At 63.4% G+C, this 24,993-nt stretch carries 22 protein-coding genes; 11 read left to right on the top strand and 11 right to left on the bottom strand.

The genetic code is table 11. The annotated features are described in order from the left end of the window. Window positions 1-9 precede the first annotated feature (9 nt). Entirely contained in the window at window positions 10-1,944 is a 1,935-nt protein-coding gene (locus tag AC6CH8_RS03880; protein ID WP_498188721.1) for an FAD-binding monooxygenase, read from the bottom strand. A gap of 167 nt (window positions 1,945-2,111) precedes the next feature. Here AC6CH8_RS03880 and AC6CH8_RS03875 point away from each other — a divergent pair, with 167 nt between their 5' ends. Next, a complete protein-coding gene (locus AC6CH8_RS03875; RefSeq protein WP_498189240.1) occupies window positions 2,112-3,062 on the top strand; it encodes a 5'-3' exonuclease in 951 nt (316 codons plus the stop codon). A gap of 170 nt (window positions 3,063-3,232) precedes the next feature. Beyond that, on the top strand, window positions 3,233-3,802 hold the full coding sequence (locus AC6CH8_RS03870; protein ID WP_498188719.1) for a hypothetical protein: 570 nt from the start codon (window positions 3,233-3,235) through the stop codon (window positions 3,800-3,802). Window positions 3,803-3,882: 80 nt separating this feature from the next. Here AC6CH8_RS03870 and AC6CH8_RS03865 read toward each other — a convergent pair whose 3' ends face one another. Beyond that, the gene (locus AC6CH8_RS03865) at window positions 3,883-4,074 is read right to left on the bottom strand and encodes a hypothetical protein (protein WP_498188718.1); all 192 of its coding nucleotides are present in this window, start codon (window positions 4,072-4,074) and stop codon (window positions 3,883-3,885) included. A 12-nt stretch (window positions 4,075-4,086) separates the two neighbouring features. On the opposite strand from AC6CH8_RS03865, the gene AC6CH8_RS03860 reads away from it, so the two are divergent. Beyond that, window positions 4,087-4,239: a hypothetical protein gene (locus AC6CH8_RS03860; RefSeq protein WP_498188716.1), complete on the top strand. Its 153-nt coding sequence runs from the start codon at window positions 4,087-4,089 to the stop codon at window positions 4,237-4,239. A 15-nt stretch (window positions 4,240-4,254) separates the two neighbouring features. Here AC6CH8_RS03860 and AC6CH8_RS03855 read toward each other — a convergent pair whose 3' ends face one another. Further along, window positions 4,255-6,222, bottom strand: coding sequence for an HNH endonuclease signature motif containing protein (locus AC6CH8_RS03855; protein WP_498188714.1), 1,968 nt, complete (start codon window positions 6,220-6,222; stop codon window positions 4,255-4,257). 224 nt (window positions 6,223-6,446) lie between these two features. On the opposite strand from AC6CH8_RS03855, the gene AC6CH8_RS03850 reads away from it, so the two are divergent. Continuing rightward, window positions 6,447-6,578: a hypothetical protein gene (locus tag AC6CH8_RS03850; protein ID WP_279586727.1), complete on the top strand. Its 132-nt coding sequence runs from the start codon at window positions 6,447-6,449 to the stop codon at window positions 6,576-6,578. A gap of 15 nt (window positions 6,579-6,593) precedes the next feature. Here the strand turns inward: AC6CH8_RS03850 and AC6CH8_RS03845 are convergent, their stop codons facing one another. Further along, window positions 6,594-7,490: a helix-turn-helix transcriptional regulator gene (locus tag AC6CH8_RS03845; protein ID WP_498188712.1), complete on the bottom strand. Its 897-nt coding sequence runs from the start codon at window positions 7,488-7,490 to the stop codon at window positions 6,594-6,596. A 129-nt stretch (window positions 7,491-7,619) separates the two neighbouring features. Here AC6CH8_RS03845 and AC6CH8_RS03840 point away from each other — a divergent pair, with 129 nt between their 5' ends. Beyond that, the gene (locus AC6CH8_RS03840; RefSeq protein ID WP_178992999.1) at window positions 7,620-8,663 is read left to right on the top strand and encodes an NAD(P)-dependent alcohol dehydrogenase; all 1,044 of its coding nucleotides are present in this window, start codon (window positions 7,620-7,622) and stop codon (window positions 8,661-8,663) included. Between the two features lie 50 nt (window positions 8,664-8,713). Beyond that, window positions 8,714-11,416: an ATP-dependent helicase HrpB gene (gene hrpB / locus AC6CH8_RS03835; RefSeq protein ID WP_498189238.1), complete on the top strand. Its 2,703-nt coding sequence runs from the start codon at window positions 8,714-8,716 to the stop codon at window positions 11,414-11,416. A 23-nt stretch (window positions 11,417-11,439) separates the two neighbouring features. Here hrpB and AC6CH8_RS03830 read toward each other — a convergent pair whose 3' ends face one another. Both AC6CH8_RS03830 and AC6CH8_RS03825 read right to left on the bottom strand, forming a co-directional pair. Beyond that, a complete protein-coding gene (locus AC6CH8_RS03830; protein WP_498188710.1) occupies window positions 11,440-13,074 on the bottom strand; it encodes an amidohydrolase in 1,635 nt (544 codons plus the stop codon). Then, window positions 13,064-14,521 carry an APC family permease gene (locus tag AC6CH8_RS03825; RefSeq protein WP_498188709.1) on the bottom strand — a complete coding sequence of 486 codons (1,458 nt, stop codon included), beginning with the start codon at window positions 14,519-14,521 and terminating at the stop codon, window positions 13,064-13,066. The genes AC6CH8_RS03830 and AC6CH8_RS03825 overlap by 11 nt, the downstream gene beginning before the upstream one ends. 159 nt (window positions 14,522-14,680) lie before the next feature. Between AC6CH8_RS03825 and AC6CH8_RS03820 the strand changes: the two genes are divergently transcribed. From AC6CH8_RS03820 to AC6CH8_RS03810, 3 genes are all read left to right on the top strand, one after another. Then, window positions 14,681-15,298 carry a TetR/AcrR family transcriptional regulator C-terminal domain-containing protein gene (locus tag AC6CH8_RS03820; protein ID WP_498188707.1) on the top strand — a complete coding sequence of 206 codons (618 nt, stop codon included), beginning with the start codon at window positions 14,681-14,683 and terminating at the stop codon, window positions 15,296-15,298. Next, on the top strand, window positions 15,295-16,029 hold the full coding sequence (locus AC6CH8_RS03815; RefSeq protein WP_498188705.1) for a M50 family metallopeptidase: 735 nt from the start codon (window positions 15,295-15,297) through the stop codon (window positions 16,027-16,029). The genes AC6CH8_RS03820 and AC6CH8_RS03815 overlap by 4 nt, the downstream gene beginning before the upstream one ends. Window positions 16,030-16,190: 161 nt before the next feature. After that, on the top strand, window positions 16,191-18,320 hold the full coding sequence (locus tag AC6CH8_RS03810) for an elongation factor G-like protein EF-G2 (protein ID WP_498188703.1): 2,130 nt from the start codon (window positions 16,191-16,193) through the stop codon (window positions 18,318-18,320). Here the strand turns inward: AC6CH8_RS03810 and AC6CH8_RS03805 are convergent. Further along, window positions 18,317-18,982, bottom strand: a complete 666-nt coding sequence (locus AC6CH8_RS03805) for an alpha/beta hydrolase family protein (protein WP_498188701.1) — start codon at window positions 18,980-18,982, stop codon at window positions 18,317-18,319. The two genes, AC6CH8_RS03810 and AC6CH8_RS03805, sit on opposite strands and share 4 nt — an antisense overlap. 75 nt (window positions 18,983-19,057) lie before the next feature. Here AC6CH8_RS03805 and ligD point away from each other — a divergent pair, with 75 nt between their 5' ends. Together ligD and AC6CH8_RS03795 are read left to right on the top strand one after the other, a co-directional pair. Next, window positions 19,058-20,083, top strand: a complete 1,026-nt coding sequence (gene ligD / locus AC6CH8_RS03800; RefSeq protein ID WP_420181053.1) for a non-homologous end-joining DNA ligase — start codon at window positions 19,058-19,060, stop codon at window positions 20,081-20,083. 27 nt (window positions 20,084-20,110) lie between these two features. After that, window positions 20,111-21,310, top strand: a complete 1,200-nt coding sequence (locus AC6CH8_RS03795; RefSeq protein ID WP_498188699.1) for a serine hydrolase domain-containing protein — start codon at window positions 20,111-20,113, stop codon at window positions 21,308-21,310. 21 nt (window positions 21,311-21,331) lie between these two features. Here AC6CH8_RS03795 and AC6CH8_RS03790 read toward each other — a convergent pair whose 3' ends face one another. Genes AC6CH8_RS03790 through AC6CH8_RS03775 form a run of 4 tightly spaced genes read right to left on the bottom strand, consistent with a single transcriptional unit; the run spans window position 21,332 to window position 24,951 of the window. Further along, window positions 21,332-21,952 (bottom strand): L-threonylcarbamoyladenylate synthase, encoded by a 621-nt coding sequence (locus AC6CH8_RS03790; RefSeq protein WP_091467290.1) that lies wholly within the window; start codon window positions 21,950-21,952, stop codon window positions 21,332-21,334. A gap of 20 nt (window positions 21,953-21,972) precedes the next feature. Further along, entirely contained in the window at window positions 21,973-22,839 is an 867-nt protein-coding gene (locus AC6CH8_RS03785; RefSeq protein ID WP_498188697.1) for an ABC transporter permease, read from the bottom strand. Beyond that, complete coding sequence (locus tag AC6CH8_RS03780; RefSeq protein ID WP_498188695.1) at window positions 22,829-23,845, bottom strand: ABC transporter ATP-binding protein; 1,017 nt, start codon at window positions 23,843-23,845, stop codon at window positions 22,829-22,831. The genes AC6CH8_RS03785 and AC6CH8_RS03780 overlap by 11 nt, the downstream gene beginning before the upstream one ends. Next, window positions 23,842-24,951 carry a LolA family protein gene (locus AC6CH8_RS03775; RefSeq protein ID WP_498189236.1) on the bottom strand — a complete coding sequence of 370 codons (1,110 nt, stop codon included), beginning with the start codon at window positions 24,949-24,951 and terminating at the stop codon, window positions 23,842-23,844. The genes AC6CH8_RS03780 and AC6CH8_RS03775 overlap by 4 nt, the downstream gene beginning before the upstream one ends. Between the last annotated feature and the right edge of the window lie 42 nt (window positions 24,952-24,993).

Raw genomic sequence — 24,993 nt, 5'->3', positions numbered from 1 at the left:
CCTTGGTTGCTACGCCTGATTACTCACCAGGCCCGGCTTCTTCGCCGTGACTTCAGTACGTCCTGCTGACAGCAGCGGGGCAAAGAAGTTGCCGAGTTCAGCTGTCGCTGTCAACGGAAGCACGTGGGCGACGTACTGGTCCGGCCGAACGACTACAACCACGCCATCGCGGCTGAGGCCGCGGAGCTCAAAGATGTCGTTGTTGGGGTCTGTGCCGAAGACCTTCTCAAGGTAGGTGAGCTTGAAAGGCCCTACGGCGGGTTTGAACGCTGCAGGTACCGCGTTGATATCAATGTTGGTGTGGTCCTGCTGGTAGATCACCTTCACGTCGAACCAAGCGTCACGGTCAGCGTCCGACGGCGTCGCGGCCAGCGGTGAGTCCGGCGAGTTCGCGATCCACTCGGCAAAGTCCGCCACAGGTCCCTGGGATCCAGCCTGCGCCGCGTCAGCGAAGACATAGATACGCCAGCGGCCGTCCGCTTTGGCGTGGTGCCCAAGGTGCATGGGGTTGGTATCGCAGACCCGCAGGACGGGAGCCGATTTGAAGCGTTTACCCACAGGGAAGCCCGTGGCGAGCTCCTGATGCCGTGCCTCCGCAACCAGCATTGAGGGCGCGTACTGGGTCATAAAACCTGCCGGGAACTCGGCGGTACTGGTGTAGAAAGTCTCCAGTTCCGCGGGGTCTTCGAATTCTTCGGGCTTCTTGGCCATCAGCGTGGACCACTGCTTGTCGAAGTCGATGAGGTTCTTCGCCACTACCTGGCGTTCAGCCGAGTAGGTGTCCAGCAGGCTTTCGGGGCTGCGGCCCTCGAGGACGTGGCCGAGTTTCCAGCCGATGTTGAAGCCGTCCTGCATGGACACGTTCATGCCCTGTCCCGCTTTGGCACTGTGGGTGTGGCACGCATCGCCAGTGATGAACACCCGCGGGGTGCGCGTACCGCGCTCCTCCGGCAGGACGTCGTCGAACCTGTCCGTGAGCCGGTGGCCTACCTCGTAAACGCTGTGCCAGGCCACGTTGCGCACGTCCAGGGTGTACGGGTGAAGGATGTCGTTGGCTTTCTGGATGATCTGTTCGATAGTGGTTTTGCGCACGGCGCCTTTGTCATTGGGGTTGACTTCGCCCAAGTCGACGTACATGCGGAACAGGTGGCCGCCTTCGCGAGGGATCAGCAGGATGCTGCCGCCGGCGCCGGACTGGATGGCGCACTTGGTGCGGATGTCAGGGAAGTCGGTGACGGCAAGGACGTCCATGACGCCCCATGCGTGGTTGGCTTGGTCGCCGGCCAGGTGACATCCGATGGACTCGCGGACCTGGCTGCGCGCGCCGTCTGCACCCACCACATACTTGGCGCGAATGACCCGTTTCTGGCCTTCGTTGGACCCGGATGTGTGGCCAAGGGTCACCTCCACCGGGTAGTCGCCCTCGCCGGTGACGTTGAGGCTGTGGAACTCGTAGCCGTAGTCCGGTGACATGCGTGTGGGGGAGTTGGCCATGAATTCTGCGAAGTAGTCCAGGACCCGGGCCTGGTTGACGATGAGGTGAGGGAACTCGCTGATCCCGGCGGGATCATCCACTGCCCGAGCTGCCCGGACGATCCGGGAGTGGTCGGCCGGGTCCGGCTTCCAGAACGCCATTTCCGTGATGCGGTATGCCTCGGCCGTGATCCGCTCTGCAAAGCCGAAGGCTTGGAAAGTCTCGACACTGCGGGCTTGGATGCCGTCGGCTTGGCCGATGGCCAACCGCCCGGGGCGGCGCTCAATGATTCGTGTGGTGACGTCAGGGAACTGGGATAGCTGTGCCGCGGTCAGCATGCCCGCCGGGCCCGTGCCCACGATAAGGACGTCAACTTCGTCGGGAAGCTCGGCTGGGCGGTTGATTCCGACGCCGTCGGCCGGCTCGACTCGAGGGTCACCGGATACGTAACCGTGGTGGTGGAACTGCACAGGCTTTCCTCACTTCTTTGTGGGCTATCTCGTTACGATGTTCGATAATAGAACAACGTGTTCTATTATCGCTCAGATAATCGTAATGCGGCTCACACCCGTGTTCAAGTCCTTGAAGAGTCTTATGACGGAACCTTGTGCAGCTTCCGGCGGATTGAACCATGGGCATGTCAGGATCAGGTATGCCGCGACTGATGCTCTTGGACACTGCCTCCTTGTATTTCCGCGCCTTCTACGGTGTGCCCGACTCAATCCGCCGTTCCGACGGAACGCCCGTGAACGCTGTGCGGGGACTGATGGACATGATCGCCCGCCTCACCACCGACTACGAAGCCACGCACTTGGTCGCCTGCTGGGACAACGATTGGCGCCCGCAATGGCGCGTTGACCTGATTCCCAGCTATAAATCGCACAGGGTCGCGGAGATCGTTGCGAATGGTCCGGATGTAGAGGTTGTCCCTGACCCGCTTGAGGCGCAGATTCCCATGATCCGCCGAGTACTGGACCTTGCCGGGATCGCTGTGGTGGGAGTTGACGAGCACGAGGCTGATGACGTTATTGGGACCTATGCGAGCCTGGCGACCTTCCCGACGGACGTGGTTACCGGTGACCGCGACCTTTTCCAGCTCGTGGATGACGACCGTGGGATCCGCATCATTTACACGGCGCGCGGCATGAAGAACCTGGAAGTCCTCACGGACGTCGTCGTGGTGGGCAAGTACCGTGTCCTGCCCCAGCAATACGCCGACTACGCAACACTCCGGGGCGATGCCTCCGACGGGCTGCCCGGAGTCGCCGGCATCGGCGAAAAGACGGCGGCGTCGTTGCTTGGCACGCACGGTTCATTGCAAGGACTTCTTGAGGCGGCGGAAGCCCCCGACGGCGGGTTGTCGGCTTCCCTCCGGGCCAAGCTGTCCGCGGCGGCTGACTATCTCAAGGTGGCGCCCGCCGTCGTGAATGTCGTGCGCGACTTGAAGGTGCCGACGCTGGAAGAAGCAGGCGCTGAACTGCGCCCCGTCACAGGAGAGGCTCGCACTGAACTTGAGCAACTGGCCAAGGACTGGAATCTGGGCGGATCGGTTAAGAGGTTACTGGACGCGCTGGACCGCGGCCGCTGAGCCCGCCGTCCGCTGAGGACAGCCCTCACAGAAACCGGTTCATTTTCACAGCCCAATGACAGGTTCGAAACAGCCGGGGCTGTGGTGGGTCTCTCATCGTGTTAAGAGGACGGAACCATTGACCGTCCCTCAGACACCAGCCGTACTAGCGGCTCATTGAGGAGAGGCATATGTTGAAAATCAAGAGAATCAGCCTGGGCATGGCAGCCGGAGCTCTGGCACTAGGCGCAGGACTTGGTGCAACCAGCATCGCGACGGCGGCCACCACGCCGTCGCCGAGCGCTACGTCGACCCCTGGCACCACGTCGTCCGGGGATGCAACCACCCCCTCAGATCGTGGGGGAAAGCCTGGCGGGCACGGACGCGATCGGGGACAAATAGCAGCTGAATTGGCCACCAAGCTCGGTGTGGACGAGGGCAAGGTCACCGAAGCCTTGAAGGCGTTCCGTGAGGCAAACAAACCCACCACGCCGCCCGCCGAAGGAGCGGAAGGAACCAAGCCGGACCGTACGGCACAGGATGCCGCCCTGGCGAAGTCGCTCGCTGAAGCATTGGGCGTAGACGAAGCCAAGGTCACCGCTGCACTGGAAGAAATTCGAGCCGCGGGCCAACTTGAACGTTCCGCGGCCCTGAAGACCAAGCTGGACAAGGCGGTCACGGACGGCAAGCTCACACAAGCCGAAGCTGATGCCGTGACCAAAGCCGTTGAAGCCGGTGTCATCGGAGGAGGCGGGCGCTAAGACCACTGCGCGAAAGCCGTCCGCATAAGGATCCCCCGGACGTATCCGGGGGATCCTTGTTGCGGCGCCCCGGGATGCCCTTATCGCGGCCGGAACTGGTCCATGACCGGGCACTCGAAAGGTTCACCCGCGAAGAGTCCGACGTCATCGGTGGGACCAGTCGGCGATACGCCGGGGGCGGGCGGCACTTTCGACGGCTGCGGCGGCCAGCCCCGGGTCCGGCCGTAGGGCTTCACCTCGTGGAAGCCCTTGCAGAGAGGGGTGGGCTGCATGGCTCACACCTCGTGCAGACAGTGCGAGGCGAACTCCTTGCCCGGCTGGGCCGTCTCGTGGAGGCCAAGGCAGCCCTCGTCGAAGCACTCAGCCTGTGTTCGAACGCCGCCGAACGGAGCGCGCTGGAGCGGAAGATCGCAGAATTGGCAGACCAGCAGAGCTGACAAATCACGACATTTCTATGTTCTTTGGGGTGTGTGGTGGTGGTTGCGTCGTGGTGTTTGTTGGGGGTCGAGGTGGGGTGGGGGGATGAACCAGGGGACTCCGGTGGTGATGTCGATGCGCCAGTTTTCTTTGTGGATGAGGTGGTGGTGGTGGCTGCAGAGCAGGGTGCCGTTGTTGGTTGATGTGGTGCCGCCGTGGGACCAGTAGGTGGTGTGGTGGGCTTCGCACCAGGGTGCTGGGATGGTGCAGTCGGGGAAGGCGCAGCCGCCGTCGCGGGCGGTGATGGCTTTGCGGATGTGGGGTGGGAAGATCCGGGTGGTGCGGCCGATGTCCAGGACGCGGGAGTCGCTGCCGAGCAGGACGGGGATGATGTCGGCGTCGCAGGCGATTTTGCGGATGGTGTTCCGGTGAATGGGGCCGGTGAAGGTTGCTGTGCCGGTGCTGAGTCGTTGGTGGTCGTTGACTTGTTCGAAGAGGTCGCGGTGGTCGATGGTGACGGTGAGTTGGGGTCGGAGTCCGCCGTTGGAGGGCAGTTTCCCGGTGGTCATCGCCAGGGCGCAGGCTCCGACGAGGCCGTTGAGGAGTTTCTGGGCCCGGCTGCGGCGGTCCAGGTCCGGTTTGCCTGGTCTGTGTTCTGGTCCGGTGGGATTGCTGCCGGTGGGATTGTTGCCGGTGGTGAGTCGTGGGTTGGTGGCGGTGTTCATGGCGGTGGTGAGGGTTTCGTATTGTTCGGCGGTGGCGAAGATTTCGAGGTGGTGGAGTCCGTGGCGGCGTCGGCGGCGGAGGAACGCGCCTTGGAGTTGGCGGAGGACTTCCTCGGATGGTTCGGTACCGTCCTGGTCGATCCTGTCGGTCCAGCGTTTGGTCATTTTGGTGACGAAGTCCGGGTCGGATTCCCTCGCGGTGGTGGTGAGGGCGTGTTCCATCCGCGTGATGGTGTCCTCATCGGTGAGTTGCCGAACATTGTCCAGGGCGGCGCTGATGATCGTCGCGGACCTGGACGGTACCAGGGCTGAGGCCAGGGCGTCGGCCAGGACTTCGCGCCGGGCCGGGATCTGTTGCCCGGCCATTCCCGTCTGGGGCAGGACGTCGGGGGCGAGGGCGAGCCTGCGCCGGGCTTCACCGATGCTGATCCGCAACCGGGCCCGAAGGAACTCAGCGGCAGTCCGGTACCCGTCATCCAAAGGACTCACTGTTGAATCGGCGGCCCGTCCTCCGGAACCCGCACCGACTACGGAACCGGCCTCAGTTACTGACTCCATACCGGTCACGGAACCTGCCCCGCCCACGGAAGATCCTGCGCTTATGGAGCGTGCTTCACCAACGGAAACCGGCGCCACCTCGGGTCCTGGCCCCACCTCGGATCCTGGCCCGACGTCGGATGCTGGCCCCGCGTCGGATCCTGTCTCTGGTTCAGTCCAGCCCGTCCGCCATCCCGGCCCGGCCCCGAACGCTGACGCCCCCGGCGACGCTTGCTGTGCTTCTTTCCGGGTCCGTTCCACCGCCTGCGCCGCGACGACCTGCAAGTACTCCAACGACCGGGAGATCTCCTCGACCCTGCCCGCGAAATCGGCAGCCTCAACAAAACCAAACAACCGCGCCTCATGGACTACGGATTCACGAAGCAACCCCAAGGCTTCGCTCGCCTGCTCAAGCGGCTCGCCCACAGCACTGGGTGAAGGCCGGCTGGCTTCGATCAGACTTGCTCTGCGCTTGATGTCGGCCGCCAAGACTAAAGGCAAACCAGGCGCAGCGCCCAAGGAGTTCACGCCGTCACCGGCGCTGAACTCCGGTAAGCCGCTCAAAGACTCCAATCCGGGAAGCAGCCCAGCGCCTCGAGGGCTACCCGCGAAAGTGTCGGCCGCCGTCGAACCCCTCAATGTGGCCGTCCGGACAGGGACGCCCAGGGATCGCTGACGCAGCAGCGCATCGGCGCGCGGCGAACCCGCCCGCCGTGCCACGACCTGCCCGATTGCTCCCATAAACCAACCCTGTCATGGAGCTCTGACATTATTAGCTCCTCTGCAATGACCCTCCTGTATGACGGCAAAGAAGAGGGCATCCGGCGGTAACCAACGGAAAATGCTGGCGTCGGACGCCTACAGCGTGGGCAGCGCCAGACCGTCTACACGCCGCCCGGCGAATGGCATTGGCACGGCGCGGCTCCGGACCACTTCATGAGTCTCCTGGCCATGTGGGAAACCGCGTGCCTCACAGACGGCTCCGAGACGACGCCATGCTGGACCACTTGCACCTCACCACCGCGCGCCTGCACCAAGCAGACCCCGTCGGTGACGTGAAGCGTTTGCCCTCCGGCGTGAAGTTGACGAATGAGTAGAAGTTGATGGCTGGATTACTTGTTGTGAATGTTTCGGAGGTCCCCGGCATCCTCAGGAATGGCGAGGGTCGTCGCGGCCCAGCTTGCGAGCAGCTGCAGGGCATCCGCCGTACCCGTGCCGGGTTCCGCGTTGTAGACCGTTAGGGTCAAACCGGCATCGGCGGACAGTTCAAGGGCTTCGTACAACAAATGCAGATCGCCAACTATCCGATGCCGGAAGTGCTTCTTCCCGGTGTAATGCTGGCGCACGTTATGGGATGCCCAACGAACCCGGAATTCCTCGCTGCGCGTGGACAGTTCACCCACCAGATCGCTGAGGCCCCGGTCGTAGGGATCGCGGCCCGCCTCGGTGCGCATAATGGCCACTGTGTCGTTAGCCGCCCGTTCCCAATCTGTGTAGAAATCCCGGCTGCGCGGATCGAGAAAAAGGAAACGGGCATGATTGGGCGGCCCGGCCGGACTGTCGTAAATGTCTGAGTACAAAGCACGCCCCAGGGCGTTTGTTGCCAGGAGATCCAGGCGGCCGTTGCGGACAAAGGCAGGGGAGCCGCTGATCGCATCGAGGGTGAGTTGCACGCCAGGCCGGATGACCTGCTTCCGCACCGGCCGGCGTCGTGACCTACCACCTTCACTCGCTGCGCGGGCAAGGTCGTACAAGTGGGCGCGTTCGGCGTCGTCGAGTTGCAGGGCGTTCGCCAGGGATTCCAACACGCTTTCCGAGACGCCTGCGAGATTTCCCCGCTCCAGGCGCGTGTAGTACTCCACGCTGACTCCGGCCAGTATGGCAACTTCGCCGCGGCGGAGGCCCGGTACGCGGCGGTTGCCGCCATAGGCGGCCAATCCCGCTTGCTCAGGCGTGATCTTCGCCCGTCGCGTGGAGAGGAAATCGCGCGTCTCTGTCCGGTTGTCCATGCTTCAACGGTATGACCTTTGGCCCGCTAAGGGAGTCCCTGTCATTACCCCTAACAGCAGTAACTCCTTTCACTCAGGGAAAGGAGGTTAGATGGAAACATCCAACAACGTTCACCACGCAGGAGAAACATGCCTACCGCTAACGCTTACGCTGCCCCCTCGGCCACGGGCGACCTGACCCTGACCACCATAGAACGTCGCGAGGTCGGTCCGAACGACGTCCACATCGATATCAAGTTCGCCGGCATCTGCCACTCGGACATCCACACTGTTCGCGGTGACTGGGGCCCGCAGCAGTACCCCTTGGCCCCGGGCCACGAAATCGCCGGCATCGTCACCGGGGTTGGCTCCGATGTCACCAAGCACAAGGTGGGCGACCGTGTCGGCGTCGGCTGCATGGTGAACTCCTGCAAGGAGTGCAAGAACTGCCTTGCCGGTGAGGAGCAGTACTGCCTTCAGGGAAACGTAGGCACCTACGGCGCCGTTGACCGCGACGGCACCATCACGCAGGGCGGGTACTCCAGCAGCGTCGTGGTGAATGAGGACTTCGTCGTCACCATCCCGGAAGGTTTGGACCTCGACGTCGCCGCACCGTTGCTGTGCGCCGGCATCACTACCTACTCGCCTTTGCACCACTGGGGCGCCGGTCCCGGTAAGAAGGTTGCCGTCGTCGGCCTTGGCGGGCTCGGCCACATGGCCGTCAAGATCGCCGACGCCATGGGTGCCGAGGTAACAGTGCTCTCGCAGTCGCTGAAGAAGATGGAGGACGGTCTCAAGTTGGGCGCGGACCATTATTACGCCACAAGCGACCCCGCCACGTTCGAACAGCTCGCCGGCACCTTCGACCTCATCATCAACACTGTCAGTGCTTCCATCGACATCAGCGCCTACTTGCAGCTGCTCACGCTCGACGGCACGCTGGTCAACGTTGGCGCGCCCGCCGAGCCACTTCCGGTTAACGTGTTCTCGCTGATTATGGGTCGCCGCCGCTTTGCCGGCTCCGCGATCGGCGGCATCCGCGAAACCCAGGAAATGCTGAACTTCTGCGCGGAGCACGGCCTTGGCGCCGAGATCGAGGTCATTCCGGCCAGCAAGATCAACGATGCCTACGAACGCGTTCTTGCCTCCGATGTCCGCTACCGCTTTGTCATCGACGCCTCCACTATCGGCTAGATGCACAGCACTCCAAGAGCAGCATCATGAGAAAGGCCACGCCCACGTTAATGGGGCGTGGCCTTCCTGCACCATGCAGCAGGGACAATGGTCTGGTGACTTTCAGACTGGACACCATCGGCACGGGGCTGGTCTTTGCGGAATCCCTCGCCAAGCTTGCTACAGCCCTGCAAAACCAAGGCGACGGCGGCACAGGAGTCGGCGGAACGGCAGTAGTCCAGGCGCCGCCCGGCACAGGAAAAACCACACTGGTTCCGCCCCTGCTCGCCAATCTCGTGTCCGAACAGAACCCGGGCCAGCCACGCGTCGTCGTCACTCAACCACGGCGTGTGGCCGCCCGCTCAGCCGCACGCCGCCTGGCCGCGCTGGACGGAAGCGGCCTGGGTGGCAGGGTGGGCTATACCGTCCGGGGTGAAAGCAAAGTCAGCCAGGACACCGTAGTCGAATTCGTCACGCCAGGCATTCTCCTTCGACGTCTTCTGGCTGACCCCGGCCTTGAAGACGTCCACGCCGTGGTCCTGGATGAGGTCCACGAACGTGGACTCGAAACGGATCTCCTGGTCGGCATGCTCGCGGAGGTTCGTGAGTTGCGCGGTGACCTCACGCTGGTGGCCATGTCGGCAACCCTCGACGCCCCGCGTTTCGCAGAGTTGCTCGGGACAGGGCTCGACGGCGGTGGGCCGGCTCCCGTCGTCGGCTGCCCTTCCGCGCTGTACCCGTTGGAGGTCCAGTGGGCTCCGGCCCGGGAGCATCGACTGGATACCCGCGGTGTATCCCGAGGTTTCCTTGATCATGTGGCCCAGACGGCCGCGACATCCCACGCAGTGGCCCTGAGCCGGAATCCCGAGGTAGACGCACTGGTTTTCCTCCCGGGAGCCCGGGAAGTTTCCGACGTCGCCACTCGTCTTCGCGGTCAGCTGCCACAAGGTGTGGAGGTGCTCGAGCTGCACGGACAGATAGGGCCGGAAGCCCAGGACCGGGCCGTATCCGGCCGTGAACCCGGCGGGCTGCCCCGGATCATTGTGTCCACATCGTTGGCTGAATCGTCCCTGACCGTTCCCGGCGTACGATTGGTCATCGATTCCGGCCTTTCAAGGGAACCACGACGGGACGCCGGCCGCGGAATGTCCGGCCTTGTGACCGTCTCCTGTTCGCGTGCTTCGGCAGATCAACGCGCCGGTCGCGCAGCGAGACAAGGACCGGGCACGGTGGTTCGCTGCTATGACCAGCAAGCCTATGCTGCAGCTCCGGCACATCAGACCCCCGAAATCTCCGTTGCAGACCTCACCAGCGCTGCCTTGGTCCTTGCCTGCTGGGGCGCGCCCGGCGGTTCAGGATTGCAGCTGCCGGACGCACCACCAGCCGCGGCTATGAACGATGCCGTGGAGGTCCTCCGCGAACTGGGTGCTGTTACACGCGACGGAACAGTCACGGCCGCGGGTAAGACCCTGGCGCGCATCCCAGCCGACCCCCGGCTTGCCCGCGCTTTGTTGGATGGATCGGCTGTTGTGGGCCAACGCGCAGCGGCTGAAACAGTAGCACTCGTTGCCGGCGATCAAAGGGCACCCGGCGCCGACCTCACGAAGCTGCTTACGGCGCTGCGTTCCGGATCGGATCCGGGCGCCCGACGTTTCGCGGAAGACGTCAGGCGGATGGAGTCGCTGATACAGAAGGAGACGCGGGTACGGCAGGAGGTTGCCGCCGTCGTGCATCCCAAACCGTCTGCCGGTATCACGGCGAGGGAAGCGCCCGGTTTTGTGGTGGCGTTGGCTTTCCCTGACCGCGTGGCCAGGCGTGTACCCGGCGATGGATCCACCACGTACTTGCTCTCGTCAGGGACGCGGGCCGGGCTCCCCACTGGCAGTTCACTGTCCGGGCACGATTGGCTCGCGGTTGCCGAGGTGTCGCGCGCCCAGGGACGTGATGCCGCCAGCACCGGCGCGGTCATCCGTTCCGCCGCGCCCTTGTCGCTTGAAATGGCGGAAGCTGCCGCGCCGGATCTCCTCACGGAGACGGTGCAGGCGAAGTTTGACCAAGGCCGGGTAATGGCCAGGCTGGAGCGCCGTATGGGAGCCATCGTCTTGTCCTCGACGCCCATCCGTCCCAGCGCCGAGTCCGGGCGTCCTGCCGTTTCCGCGGCGTTGGCGAAGGCAGGTTTGTCCATGATCGGCTGGTCGACCGCAGCTGATGCCCTGCGCCGCCGCCTTGCATTGCTGCACCGCGTGCTCGGAAGTCCCTGGCCCGACGTCCGCGAAGCCGCGCTTCTGTCCACGCTGGAGGACTGGCTGGGCCCTGAGCTGGAAGCGATTGCCGCCGGCGCCCCGGTGAGTTCCATCAACCTCGTCGACCCTTTGAGGCGCCTGCTCCCATGGCCGGAGGCTGCCCGGCTCGAAGACCTCGTGCCGGAGCGCTTGGCGGTGCCGAGTGGTTCGCGTGTCCGGATCGAATACCCCGAGGTTTCGGACAGCAGCAGCGGTGGTCACGACGACGGCCGCCCCGTTGTGGCGGTCAAGCTTCAGGAATGCTTCGGTTGGGACCGCACGCCGCGTCTCGTGGAGGGTAGGGTCCCCGTGCTGTTTCACTTGCTATCCCCGGCAGGAAGGCCGCTGGCCGTCACGGACGATCTCGCCTCTTTTTGGTCCGGTCCCTACTCCCAGGTTCGGGCCGAGATGCGTGGGCGTTACCCCAGGCATCCCTGGCCCGAAGACCCGTGGACCGCACCGGCCACGGCCAGGACGAAGAACAGGATGTAGCCGCTCGACCCCGGAAAGGCCGGCTAAGCCTGGCGCTCCAACATGAATTGGATTTCCCCGTCCACGAACGTCCCCAGCACGCTGCCTGCTGCGAATTCGTCCGGGGCAGTGGTCAGGGGATCGAGCTCGAACGCCGTGAAATCGGCGCGCTTGCCCACGGTGATGGAGCCCGAAACGTCCCACTGGCCTGCAGCTTTCGCTGCGTGGGAGGTGTATCCCTCCAGAGCTTGGAGCGCTGTGAGGGCTTGGGCCGGTGTGATGGGCTCCTGCTCCGGATTCCCCGAACGACGGCGCAACTGGGCGTCCGCGATGATTGGAAGCGGCTCGTAGGGCGCGATCGGCCAGTCAGAGCCGATACCCAGAGTCACTCCGGCGTCGCGAAGATCACGGCAGCGCCATGCCCGGTCCGCCCGCTCCGAGCCAAGGCGCGTAGACCAGTTGTCGCTGTGATCGGCAAGTGAGTAGTGGGTGCAATGGGTCGGCTGCATGCTGGCCACCACGCCTGCGCCCTTGAAGCGTGCCACCAGCTCATCGGGCACTGTTTCAATGTGCTCGATCCTGTGGACGGTTCGGTGCAGGATGTCGGCAGGAACGTTGTTTCGCAGCGATTCCAAGGCCTCCAACACATGGGCCACCCCGGCATCGCCGATAGCGTGTGTGGCTGTGGGAATTCCGCGGGAGGCAAAGTACCGGACGGCGGCGGAGTATTCCTCGGGCCGCGGCCAGAACGGTGCGGTGGATTGGCCGTGAATATCGGGTTCGTAGAGCCAGGCTGTTCCGTTGTCCACGGTGCCATCGACGAAGAGCTTAATGGCCTCAATGGACCAGCGCCGGCCCCCGGTTCCGATGCTGCGGGCCAGCTCTTTCCATTCGGCTTCACCACTGCCCGGCATGCACCACGGCGCGGCCCGAAGCCGCAGCGGGAGTTCGCCGTCCGCCTCCAATGCCTGGAAGAGCGCGGTGGATTCCTCGCTGTGGTCCATGATGTGGCCGCCCGTCAGGCCCGAGCGGGCGAAATCCCGCAGGAGCTCCGCGAGTCGCGTTTTGCGTTGGGCGAAGGACTCTTGCGGGATGTGCCGCTGCACCAATTCCATGGCCGCAGCTTCGAGCAGGAGCCCCGTGGGAACGCCGTCCGCGTCGCAGACCACCTCAGAGGCTTGGTCGAATTCGAACCGGCCATGGACTCCGGCCAGTTCCAGGGCGCGGCTGTTTGCCAATGCCGAATGACCATCGAACAAGCGAATAAGCGCGGGCTGGTCGCCGGTGACGGTGTCCAGCACACTGCGGTGCAACGGTACAGTTCCGAATGCGTTCGGGTTCAGTCCCCATCCGCGCAACCAGCCGCCGTCGTTTGCTGCTTCTGCGCGCAGGAATGTGAGGACTTCATCCAGCGACGTAGCGCCGGCAAGGTCGACGCCGATTGTCAGGTCCAAGCCGAACACCGGGTGCATATGGCAGTCCACCAATCCGGGCGTGAGCGTCGCGTTACCGAGGTCCACCACCCGTGTGTCCGCCTGTTGCCAGTCCTTGGCGTCTTGGCGGCTGCCGACGGCGGTGATCAACCCGCCGCTGACGGCGACGGCCTGGACCGACTGGTCCTGGTGTCGCTCATCCATCGTGTGAATGGTGTCGGCAAGGACGATGAGGTCAGGAGTCATGGTTTTCAAAGCTTCCAATCCGGGCAAAGACGTCGGGGCGGGTGGTGCGCAGCCTGCGGGCAATCAATAGGCCGGCAAGGAAAACAACGGGCGCGACCAGGAGCAAGATGGTGTTGGTCAGCGCATCGGCAAAGGTGAGGAGTTCGATGTTGATGGCGATCAGTGCCACCACGCCGAACAGCAGGATGGCCGAGGTCACGCTCAGGGGGATGAGCAAACGGTGCGTGGCCGCGGCGGGGTTACGCCGCAAGTAGATGAATGCAGCTACCGACACCAGGCCCTGCAGGGCCACGATCCCGAAGATGCCCGGCGTGTTGACCCAGATGAGCAGCTGCTTGTAGGGATCCGCACCGGCGATGGCACAAATGCTGATGACGACGGCGGCAAGAATGGTCTGGATCTGCCCTGCACGGTGCGGTGATTTGTACTTGGGGTGCGTCCTGCCGAGGAACGCGGGGAGCACACCGTCTTTGGCGAGCATGTACACGTAGCGGTTGATGGCGTTGTGGAAAGCCAGTTGGGAGGCATAAACGCTGGTCACGATCAGCACGTACATGACGACTTCCGCCCACGGGCCCACGTACTGGTTGATGGTGGCAAAGAACATTCCATCGGCCAGCTCCCCGGCGGCAACAACCACGTTTCCATCGCCGTAGGCCTGGATGACGGTCCACACAATGAAGGCGTAGAACACGGACATGAAACCCACTGCGATGTAGGTTGCCCGGGGGACGGACTTGTCCGGATTACGCGCTTCGCGACGGTACAGCACGGTGGATTCGAAGCCCATGAAGGCAGCAAAGCAGATAGCCAGGATGGCCAGGACACCCGGCGTGAAGGCATGCTCGGGGGAGAAGGAGGCGAAACTGATGCCTTCAGCGCCGCCACGTGCAAGGATTCCGAAGCCCATGATGGCCAGGATCGCAGTCTCGGCGATGAGCAGGACGCCAAGGACCTTCGCGCCAACATCGATGCCCCGGTATCCCAGGAACCAGACGGCCGCAATGGCAACCAAAGCGACGGCAGGCCAGGGCACGTCCAAGCCAAAGAGTGCGAGGAGCATGGCTTGGGTCTGGACGGCGAACAGTCCGTAGACGCCGATTTGCAGGCAGTTATAGGAAACGATCGCCAGGATGGCTGAGGCCAGGCCCACGGTTTTGCCCATGGCCAAGGTGATGTAGGTGTAGAAGCCGCCAGCGGCTTTGACGTGTTTGGTCATGGCCATGAAGGAGACGGCGAAGACCAGCAGGACCGCTCCGGCAATGGCGTAGCCCATGGGGGCGCCTATGCCCCCAACGCCGATGGCTACAGGTGCCACGCCGGCCATAACGGTGAGAGGGGCTGCCGCGGAGATCACCAGGAAGGCGATGCCGCCGGTGCCTATGGCGTTGCGCTTGAGCCCATTCCCGGCGTCTGCTGCCGGAGGTCGGGTTTCGAGGTCAGACATGGGGATCCTCTGGGGGGTTTGGGGAGGGGAGTTTTCAGGAGAAGCCGAACTTAAGCGAAAGGCTTTCGTTTATCGTAAGTCCTTGTGACCCCGCGCACAATACCTCGACGCAAACTTCTGGCTAGAGTCGTAACAACAACCTTGAATGGAGACACCCGTATGGCACGCCCGCTGGTCCCGCTGATATCGATTGATGCACTCGTCACCGCTGCCCTTGAACTGGTGGACGAGGCAGGGGACTTCAGCCTGCCAAAACTTGCCAAGCGGATCGGCGTGAGCCAGTCCTCCATCTACAACCATGTCAGCGGGCGGGAGGAGATCCTCGAGCTCATGCGTGGCCGGATCATCTCCGAGAGCCCCTACATCCTGGAGGACGAGCAAGATTGGGAGGCGTCACTTCGCGCGATTGTCCGGAGTTATCGAGACGCCTTTGCCCGCCATCCAAAACTCGCGCCCCTGCTGGTCCTCCAAACCGTTCAGGACGCACAGGTCATGGCCCTCTACGAGAACCTGGCAGTGGCCCTCGAAGCCGCGGGATTCCGCGGGCGGGACGTAATGTCAGCAATTTCCACCATAGACAGCTTCGCCCTGGGCTTCGCGCTGGACCTGGCAGCTCCCGACGTCGTCTGGGCGCCACCGGCGCAGGGGTACCCCGCCCTCACCAGCGCCTTGGCTCACGCAGGACCCACCAGTGAGCGAGGCGAGGCAGCTTTCGACTTCGGACTCGAGATACTCATCGCCGGCCTGCATTCCCGCCTTCAGTCGACGGTGCTGTGAATTTCGCGCAAAACTGGTGGGAAGCGGTGGTCCGCGGCTTCACCGACACGCACACCACCGCCGTGCCCCTACCGGCCCTGCTGGGCATCCTCGCGTGCGCCGTCGTGCTGAGCATCCCTCGCGCAACGTGGAGGTGGTTCGGCCTCTACGTCACTTTCGTCCATGAGCTGGGGCATGCCTACGCCGCACTCATGACTGGGCGCTTTGTCCATGGGCTCCGGATCGGCCTCGACCATTCGGGGCGCCTTGTCAGCAGTGGCCGGAGCGCGTTCGGGGCAGCTTGGTCCGGGTTTTGGGGCTATCCTGCGCCGGCTGTGGTTGGTTTGTGCCTGATCGCTGCCTTTGCCGCGGGCCGGTCCGGCGCCGCCATGTCCATCGGGGCATTGATCCTGCTGGTTTCTCTCATCTTCCTGAGGAACCTCACGGGCATCCTTGTCGCTGTGTTGAGCGCTGCAACCGCGCAGCTCCTGATCCTGTTCGCGACGCCCACGGTAGTCAACTATGTAGTCCTGGCGCTCGGCGTCGCCCTGTCCGTGGGCGGTGTTCGGGATCTGTTCAAACTTGCCGGCGTGCACACCCGACGCCGCGACCGCTTGGCGGCCTCTGATGCCTTCATTCTTGGCCGCACCACGGGCGTCCCGGCGTTCGTCTGGCTGACCGGATTCACGGCGGTGATCGCCGGATGCACCGTAGGATCGGTGTGGTTGCTGTGGGGGCTGCTGACCGTTTAATGCGGTAGTTGACAGGCGGTAAAGAAGCCCGACGGCGATTGTCCGGCTTTCGTCGCCGCGAGGCCTTGCCCTGTGGTCGCCTCAGGGTGTCCAATCCTCTTTAACGTTCGAACTGGATGCGTTCGGACACGGTGCCGGGATACAAACACCAGGAGGTACCCATGTCCGCGAAGGGCACGCGAGAAACAGCAAAGGGAACCGGACCTGGCGCAGCCGATACCAGGCGCGGTGACAATGGAGCTGCCCTCGCCGCCAGCGATCCAGCAAAAATCCGGAACGTGGCACTCGTGGGACATTCGGGTGCGGGCAAATCGATGCTGGTGGAAGCCTTACTGGCCGCAACAGGTGCCATCACCCGCATGGGCTCCATCAGCGAAGGCACCACTGTCAGTGATTCGGACCTCTCCGCGATCCATCAGCAACGCTCAGTCACGTTGTCCGTAGCGCCGATTCTTGTGGGGGACATCAAGGTCAACCTGATCGACACCCCCGGCTACACCGACTTCACCGGCGAACTGCGCGCTGGGTTGAGGGCCGCGGATGCGGCCCTTTTCGTTGTGTCGGCTGCTGATGGCATTGACGGTGCCACTATTGCGTTGTGGGGCGAGTGCGAGAAGATCCGAATGCCGCGTGCGGTGGTAGTCAGCAAACTGGACCATCCGCGCGCTGACTTCAGTGCCGCCGTCGTGCGTTGCCAGGAAGCGTTCGGTGAGGCTGTCCTCCCGCTGTATCTCCCAGCCGTGGGCAACGCCGGACTCATCGGCGTGGTCCACGGCACTGAGAATCCCGACAGCACTGAGAATGGGGACCTGGAGCCGGCTTCGGACGTCGAAGCAGCCAGGGGACCCCTCATCGAAGGCATCATCGCCGAAAGCGAAGATGAAACCCTCATGGACCGGTACCTTGGCGGTGAAGAACTGCCCCTCGCGGACCTCATCGACGATCTTGAAACTGCAGTGGCACGGGGCAGCTTCTTCCCGGTGATACCGACGTCGTCCGAAACAGGCCTGGGACTTCCGGAACTGATGGCACTGTTGACGGATGCTTTGCCATCGCCGTTGGAACGCATCGCCCCGGCGGTGATGGAACTCGACGGCTCCTCACTGAAGCCCTTGCCGTGTGACCCGGCCGGACGACTTGCCGCAGAAGTAGTGCGAACCACCGTAGATCCATTCCTCGGCCGTGTCTGCTTGGTGCGGGTCTTTTCAGGGACCCTGCGGGAAGACTCTTCGATCCATATCGGTGGCAAGGGTTTGGCGGACCGGGGGCACGAGGACCACGACGCCGATGAACGCATCACCCATCTCTATTCGCCCGTGGGTTCGAGCCTGAAAGCCATTCCGCAGTGCCTTGCCGGTGACATCTGCGCCATCAGCAAGCTGGCAAGCGCGGAGACGGGCGACACGGTCTCGGACCGTGAGGCGCCGCTGCTCATCGAAACCTGGAACATGCCCGAGCCTTTGATGCCTGTAGCGATTGAAGGGGCATCGCGCAGTGATGAGGACGCTCTGGCCAAGAGCATCGGAAAGGTGGCAGCTGCCGATCCGACGCTTCGTTTGGAACGCAACCAGGACACGCACCAGCTCATCCTGTGGTGCATGGGGGAGGCCCACGCCGAGGTTGTCCTGGACAGGCTGCGGAGCCAGGGCGTCAAACTCCAGACCGTGGATGTCATCACGCCCCTCAGGGAAACCTTTGCCACCAAGGCAACCGGACATGGGCGGCACGTCAAGCAATCCGGCGGCCATGGACAATTCGCCATCTGTGACATTGAGGTGGAGCCACTGGCTCGCGGTGAGGGTTTTGAGTTCACCGACAAGATCGTGGGCGGGGCAATCCCCGGGACGTTTGTCACATCCGTCGAGAAGGGGGTCCGCTCACAAATGCTGAAGGGTGTCTCAGCCGGATTCCCGGTGGTGGACATCAAGGTGACGCTGGTAGGTGGAAAAACCCATAGCGTGGACTCCTCCGACGCAGCCTTCCAGGCGGCCGGGGCGTTGGCCCTGAGGGAAGCTGCGGCCAGCGCCAGGATCCAGCTGCTGGAACCCGTTTCATCCGTTGTCATCAGCGTTCCCGACGAATTCGTGGGCGCGGTGATGAGTGATATGTCCGGACGCCGGGGTCGTGTGACCGGCACTACCGCCGCTGAGGGTGAAGGAACGGAAATCAGCGCCGAAGTGCCGGACCAGGAGCTCCTGCGGTACGCGATAGAACTTCGTGCCCTCACTGCAGGCACGGGCCGTTTTCGCCGGTCCTTCCTTCGCCACGAACCTCTGCCGAAGCAGGCCTAGGCGTTTGCCCGCAGGAAAGCAGCAACCGCCGGGGCAAGCGACGCCCCAACCTCGGCCGCCCCACGTTTCAGGCCCTTGACCGCGAACGAATGGTCACCGCCCTCACTCCACTGGAGTGTCGCCGTCGGGCCTATCTTCGCCACCACTGCCTCCAGCAGTTCCGGCGTAGCGAACGTATCGCGTGTTCCTTGGAGGAAGAGCATGGGCACAGTGACGCCGTAGAGGTGTTCATCCCGCAGTTTCTCCGGCTTGCCGGGTGCGTGGAGCGGATAACCGAGGTACACCAAACCCCCTGCGGGCATGCCCTCGGCCACTGCCATGGAAGCCATACGTCCACCAAAGGATTTACCCGCTGCCCAAAGGGGTTCGCCTTGGGCTAGCTCAGCTGCTTTGTCCATCACTGCCCGCCATGTAGCGATGGCCAGCGGCGGGCGGTCCGGAAAACGCCGGCCAGCCTCCCGGTAAGGAAAGTTAAACCGCAACGTGGACACGCCTTCGTCTGCCATTGCCCCAGCGAAACCCTCCAGGAACGGGTGTTCCATTCCGGCTCCCGCCCCGTGTGCCACAACAAGGTTAGCGAAGGGCATCGGGGGCCGAATGTGAAGGGCTGACACTTCGGTTTCACCGACGGCGATGGTCACGGATGTTTCAATGTTTGGCATGCATCCATCATTGCCCACGACACCAAAACGCATCGGGTGCTGACGCGCAAGGCTTAAACGCGGTAGCTTGTGGCCATGGCGAGCGAAGCAACCACCGTGACTGTCCCTGGTCCTGACGGCCCCCGCGAGGTCAGGATTTCGAGTCCAAGCCGGGTGATGTGGCCTGAAGCCGGACTGACCAAGCTGGACCTTGCCAACTACCTCATCGACGTCGGCGAGGCTTTCGTGACGGCAAACGGGAACCGGCCGATCAGCCTCCAGCGCTACTCGGGGAACATCGAGGGCGAGATGTTCTTCTCCAAGAATCCGCCCAAAGGCGCCCCGGAGTACGTCCGTTCAGTGCCCGTGACCTACCCCAGCGCACGTTCACACCCCCAGCTGGTGATCGACGAGCCAGCCGTTGCCGTGTGGGCCGCGCAAATGAACACAGTGGTGTTCCACCCCTGGGCATCCCGGGCCAACGATCCCGACAATCCCGACCAGCTCAGGATCGACTTGGATCCCCAACCCGGCACAGACTTCGACGATGCCATCCCGGCTGCGCTGGAACTGCGCTCCGTGCTGGAAGAAGCCGGACTCACGGCGTTCATCAAAACCTCCGGCAACCGGGGACTCCACGTGTATGCACCTATCCATCCCAAGCATGAATTCCTCGACGTACGCCACGCCGTGATCGCCGCTGGACGCGAGTTGGAGCGGCGAATGCCGGAGAAGGTCACTACGGCCTGGTGGAAAGAAGAACGCGGGACCAGGATTTTCGTGGACTTCAATCAAGCCAACAGGGATCGGACCATTGCCGGGGCATACAGTCCACGTGCCGTACCTACGGCCCAGGTGTCCTGCCCGTTGACGTGGGACGAACTGGAGAGCGCCGATCCTGCGAAATACACCATCAAGACAGTTCCGGATCGATTGGCTAAAGTAGGCGACCCTTGGGAATCCATGCACCATCACCCCGGTGACATCGACGTTCTGCTCAAGTGGTGGGAGCGCGACGTCAAGAACGGTCAGGGTGAAATGCCCTTCCCACCGGAATTCCCCAAGATGCCGGGCGAACCCATGCGCGTGCAGCCGAGCCGGGCACGCACACCGGAGGAGTAGGCCGCAGAACCAGCAGCGGGAGTACGTATGCCGCGACGTCCAGCGAGAGGGATACCGACTACCGCCCTCGCATGCGGCTGGCTTGCCAGCGCAGTGGCGCTCAGCGGATTCTTCCTCAGCGCGTGCACCGAAACCCCCGAACCGCAGCCGGTTCAGCCCACCACCGCCATGGCGCCCCCGCCGGCAACAACTGCTCAAGCTTCGACGCCGCTCCCTCCTGCCGCACCCACGCTCACCACTTCTCCGGCGCCCACGGAAAGCGTTGCAACCACCCCTGCGTTCCAGGAGCTCCGCGCCACTCTGGAGCTCTTCTCGCGGGAGAAGCTCGAAGAAGGGGCGTCTGCCGTCCTCATCAAAGCCAAGGTAGGCCAGCAGGAATGGATGCTCGCGGAAGGAGTCTTGAGCCGGGAGCGACAGGCCGCTGTACAGTCGGGTGACCGTTTCCCTGTGGGTGAACTGTTCCGGACCTTCTTGGCTGTCTCCGTGATGAAGCTCGTGGAAGAGGGCCGGCTGGGTTTGGACGACCCCGTCACCGCGTACCTCCCCGGCGCCCTCACGGCAAATAGTCCCGTGACGATCCGCCAGCTTCTTGGCGACGCCGCTGACGTACGTGCCGCTGACCTGCCCGCCGCGGCGCTCAATGCTGATGCCCTGCTGGGCCGGGTAGTGGAGCAGCTTCGAGGTGCGCCGCTGGGGGCTGTGTTGCGAACGGACGTCCTGACGCCCTTGAACCTCCAATCCACGGAGTTCCTGATTGCGAACTCCACTGTCCCCGATGACGTCATCCACGGATATGTCCAGTTGGAGGGAGAAACCGTGGACGTTACCGGCACCGGGCTCCCGGAGGGGATCTCCAACGGGATCACCAACGGAGGTCTGGTATCCACAGTGGAGGACATCCTGGTCTTCCAAGCCGCGCTGCTAAGGGGACAGTTGTTGTCCCCGGCGAGCCTCATTGCCATGAAGGGCACCGTGTTTGCCGACTATGGCCTCGGCCTGGACCACTGGGATGACCGCTGCACCAACGGCTTCTACTACGGCCATGCAGGCGACATTCCAGGGTACGGAAGCATTGCCATCAGCAGCGCCGATGGCAACCGCCAACTGTCTATTTTCATGGCCTACCCGCCACAGCCTGTGTCGCCCCAGCCGTCAGCCCTGGCACTGGAAATGACTGGCGTTGCACAAGTCGCCCTGAATTCCGGGTGCCGCTTTCAATTCAAGTGACTGCCAATGACGGTAAGGCGCCTATTCGAAGCGCGAGGGATCGCCGGTTCCGTACCGCACAACCTCGGCCACGCCGCTGGAAAAGTCGATCACGGTGGTTGGTTCTGAGCCGGTGTCGCCGGCATCGATGACGCCATCCACCTGGTTGTCCAAGCGCTCCTTGATTTCCCATCCCTGGGTCAACGGTTCTTCCTCATCCGGCAGCAGGAGCGTGCTGGAGAGCAAGGGCTCGCCCAGCTCGGCCAAGAGCGCCTGGACCACCCGATGATCCGGGATGCGCACACCCACGGTTTTCTTCTTGGGGTGCAGGAGCCGCTTGGGAACCTCACGGGTTGCCGGGAGGATGAACGTGTAGCTGCCGGGCGTGACGGCCTTGATGCTCCTGAAGATATCGTTGTCCAACATCACGAACTGCCCCATCTGGGCGAAGTCCTTGCACACCAGGGTGAAGTGGTGTTTGTCGTCCAACTGCCTGATGGTCCTGATGCGGTCCAATGCTTCCCTGTTGCCGATCTGTGCGCCAAGCGCGTAACAGGAGTCGGTAGGGTAGGCGATCAGGCCGCCTCCTTGGAGCATGTTCACCACTTGGCCAATGGCGCGTGGTTGGGGATCTTCCGGGTGCACATCAAAGAATCTGGCCATGGAAAGAGCCTACGACAAAGCTATGACAAGACGTCCTTGTTGGAGAATTTTGTGTACGCCAGCGCGCCGCAAACGGCGATGTACCCGGCTTGGAGGAGGGCGTTTTCACCGAACGACGTCCACGAAATGGGCTGCCGCAGCAGATCCGCGAACCCCAGCCAGTGATGGCTGAACAGCCACGGGTGCAGCCACTCAAGCTGGGGCAGGTTGTCGAGCACCTGGGACACCACAGAGAGCACGATGGTGGCAGCCATGGCGCCCACCGGCACGTCCGTGAAGGTGGAGATCAGTAGACCGATTGCGGAGAGTCCCAGGAGGGATACCGTGATGTAGGCAGCGATCAGCAACGATCTTAACGCCGACTCGCCCACGCTAATGGTGTCACCTGACAGCAAAGTCACCGGACCTACAGGAAAAAGTACGACGCCGGCCAAGGCGCCGGACGCTGCCACGGTGGCCGTAGCGGCGAAACAGAAAGCGACGGCCCCTGCATACTTCACCAGCAGCAGGCGAATCCGCCCTGCCGGGGCAAGGAGCAGGTATCGCAAGGTTCCCAGGTTCGCCTCCCCGGCGATGGTATCCCCGGCCACCACGCCGACGGTGAGGGGAAGGAACAAAGGAACGCACACCACCAAGGCCGTGACTGCGACGAACAGGCCGTTCTGGGTGATGCGGTCAAGGAACAGTGGCCCGCGGCCAGGAGCTGTGGGCCGGGACGACAACTTGACGGCAACTGCGATCAAAACAGGTACGGCGGCGAGGGCGAACAGCATGGCCCACGTCCGGAGCCGCCTGAACAGCACGGACAATTCAGAGCCCAGGAGCGCCCATCCGATGCCGGGGCGCACGGCAGTCTCTTGGGGCGGACCAGCAGTTTCAGCCGACAACGTCGAACCCCTCCCCGGTGAGGGAAACAAAACGCTCTTCCAGGCTCGCGTTCTCCACGGTGAAGCCACGGACCCGGACACCCTCAGCAACCAAAGCAGCCACGATCGTCTCCGGCTCGCGCCCATTGATCCCGGTGCCCAACACTGCGGTGGTTCCCCACGGACTGCCGATTCCCGGCGCTTCACCGGGGACCAGGCCGAGCCGCGTCAGCACTCGGGACGCCAATTCGACGTCGGGCGTTTGCACCACCACATGTGCCTGCCCGGCCGCCCGCAGCTCCTCCAGGGGCCCCTGTGCCACCAAGCGCCCGGCGCTCATCACGCCCACATGGGTACACATCTGTTCCACCTCGGCAAGCAAGTGGCTGGACACGAACACCGTGGCCCCGCCCGCAGCGAGGGAGCGAACCAGGTTACGGACTTCACGGGTGCCTTGGGGGTCCAGGCCATTGGTTGGTTCATCCAGAACCAGGAGCTCCCGTGGCCTGAGCATTGCGTTCGCCAAGCCGAGTCGCTGCTTCATGCCCAAAGAGTAAGCGCGGACCTTCTTGCCGGCGGCGTGGCCCAGACCTACCCTTTCAAGCGCGTCGTGCACACGTTGCCGTCTGGTTGACCACGACCCATGACGGTCGGCCGCATCCAAGCGCATCAAGTTTCCCGTCCCCGAAAGGAAAGGGTAGAAGCCGGGACCTTCCACTAAAGCGCCGACGTCCGGCAGCACGGTAGCCAAAGCTTGAGGCATCTCCTTGCCAAGGACACGGATGTCACCACTGCTTGCCGAGGCCAGGCCCAGCAGCACCCGGATGGTGGTGGTCTTCCCCGAACCATTCGGTCCCAGGAAGCCGAACACGGAGCCGCGGGGTACCTCAAGGTCAATGCCATCCACAGCCGACCGGTGACCGAACCGCTTTACGAGTCCGTGCGTTTCTATGGCGGGATCAGACGAGCGGACGGGATTCGCGCGCCCGGTTGCACCAACAGTGGCGGCTGTGGGGGGTTTGTTCACTGGGCGGCAGCGGCTGACTGGAGCCGTTCCAAAGGCACCATGCCCGCATAGACGCTACCGTCGTCGAGAATCAACACGCTCAGCAGCGACGTCGTCAAGGCCCGGCCGCCGCCAACAGGCTGCAGGGCTTGGGATAGCTGGGGATTGGAGGTGAGTTCAGCAGGAGCAGAACCCGCGGGCAGGGAGATCACGGAATCCCAACCCTTGCCAGTGACTAACGCTCCGGGACCGCGCACCTCTGGTTCCGCTACAGCAGGATCGGGTACCGGCGTGGACGGCATGGCCATGGAAGGCACTGGCTTCACAGGCAATACCTTCTCAGTGACGGTGGCACCGGGCGGCGGGGTGAAATTGAACAACTCAGCATCCGGCGTGGAAAGGTCCAACTGGGTGTACGCGAGTGAATAGGCTGGTTCGGCCTGTCCGTTGGCCCGCACCTCGACACCCAGAGGCAAACCGGTCTCGGAGTCCACGTCGATGGTCACCGAATCAACCAGGGTATCGGTACTGCGTGGGTTAAGGACCAGAGAGTAGGCGCTGCGTCCCGCCACTGTTGAAGACTCAGAAGCGGTCACCTCCGTACTGGCATCGACCGCTGCCAGGAAACGGCTGGCCATTGCCTCCGGCGTCGGCATGTCCGGCGGGAGCATGCGTGGCTCGTACTTCTCCGGCGCGGTCGGTTTGGCGGGTGCGGTCAGATGGGTAGCGCTGTTGTCCCTCGAGTTGTAGAACCAGGCATCTCCGCCATTGATGACCACGTCACGTTCTGCCATCTGGTCCAGAACTTGCAACCGTGCCCGCAAAGGTCCATCCACATAGACCCTGGCCCTATGGGACCCGGTCAGGAACTCCAAGGCAGAGACGGCGCCCGGGGCGATGCCCGGACCTGATGTGGGAACTTCCGGCAACCCCAGCTCGGCGGTTTGCTCCACAGTGCCGGAAAGCGCCCGCACCTCGGTGCGCGCGATCATGGCCAGGATTTCTTCAGCGGTCTTCGGCGGAAGGGAAACGGTGGCGCCGGCTTGGACCGAGCCAAACAGCACTGCAATGGCCAAGGCAAAGGGAATCAACAGAGCCGGCAGCCACCGCTGCCTGGTCCGCGCCAATGCTACCAACCACCGATCGTGAGAGGCATGAATCCAGACTAC

It is taken from the genome of Paenarthrobacter sp. GQ52, assembly GCF_059759005.1.
This window is presented reverse-complemented; position numbering and strand designations above follow the sequence as displayed.

Coding starts and splice junctions, on each gene's coding strand:
- AC6CH8_RS03865 (WP_498188718.1), bottom strand. CDS start 4,074: ATGCAGCCCACCCCTCTCTGCAAGGGCTTCCACGAGGTGAAGCCCTAC.
- AC6CH8_RS03830 (WP_498188710.1), bottom strand. CDS start 13,074: ATGACTCCTGACCTCATCGTCCTTGCCGACACCATTCACACGATGGAT.
- AC6CH8_RS03875 (WP_498189240.1), top strand. CDS start 2,112: ATGTCAGGATCAGGTATGCCGCGACTGATGCTCTTGGACACTGCCTCC.
- AC6CH8_RS03845 (WP_498188712.1), bottom strand. CDS start 7,490: ATGGACAACCGGACAGAGACGCGCGATTTCCTCTCCACGCGACGGGCG.
- ligD (WP_420181053.1), top strand. CDS start 19,058: ATGGCGAGCGAAGCAACCACCGTGACTGTCCCTGGTCCTGACGGCCCC.
- AC6CH8_RS03855 (WP_498188714.1), bottom strand. CDS start 6,222: ATGGGAGCAATCGGGCAGGTCGTGGCACGGCGGGCGGGTTCGCCGCGC.
- AC6CH8_RS03870 (WP_498188719.1), top strand. CDS start 3,233: ATGTTGAAAATCAAGAGAATCAGCCTGGGCATGGCAGCCGGAGCTCTG.
- AC6CH8_RS03825 (WP_498188709.1), bottom strand. CDS start 14,521: ATGTCTGACCTCGAAACCCGACCTCCGGCAGCAGACGCCGGGAATGGG.
- hrpB (WP_498189238.1), top strand. CDS start 8,714: ATGGGGCGTGGCCTTCCTGCACCATGCAGCAGGGACAATGGTCTGGTG.
- AC6CH8_RS03790 (WP_091467290.1), bottom strand. CDS start 21,952: ATGGCCAGATTCTTTGATGTGCACCCGGAAGATCCCCAACCACGCGCC.
- AC6CH8_RS03810 (WP_498188703.1), top strand. CDS start 16,191: ATGTCCGCGAAGGGCACGCGAGAAACAGCAAAGGGAACCGGACCTGGC.
- AC6CH8_RS03795 (WP_498188699.1), top strand. CDS start 20,111: ATGCCGCGACGTCCAGCGAGAGGGATACCGACTACCGCCCTCGCATGC.
- AC6CH8_RS03805 (WP_498188701.1), bottom strand. CDS start 18,982: ATGCCAAACATTGAAACATCCGTGACCATCGCCGTCGGTGAAACCGAA.
- AC6CH8_RS03840 (WP_178992999.1), top strand. CDS start 7,620: ATGCCTACCGCTAACGCTTACGCTGCCCCCTCGGCCACGGGCGACCTG.
- AC6CH8_RS03820 (WP_498188707.1), top strand. CDS start 14,681: ATGGCACGCCCGCTGGTCCCGCTGATATCGATTGATGCACTCGTCACC.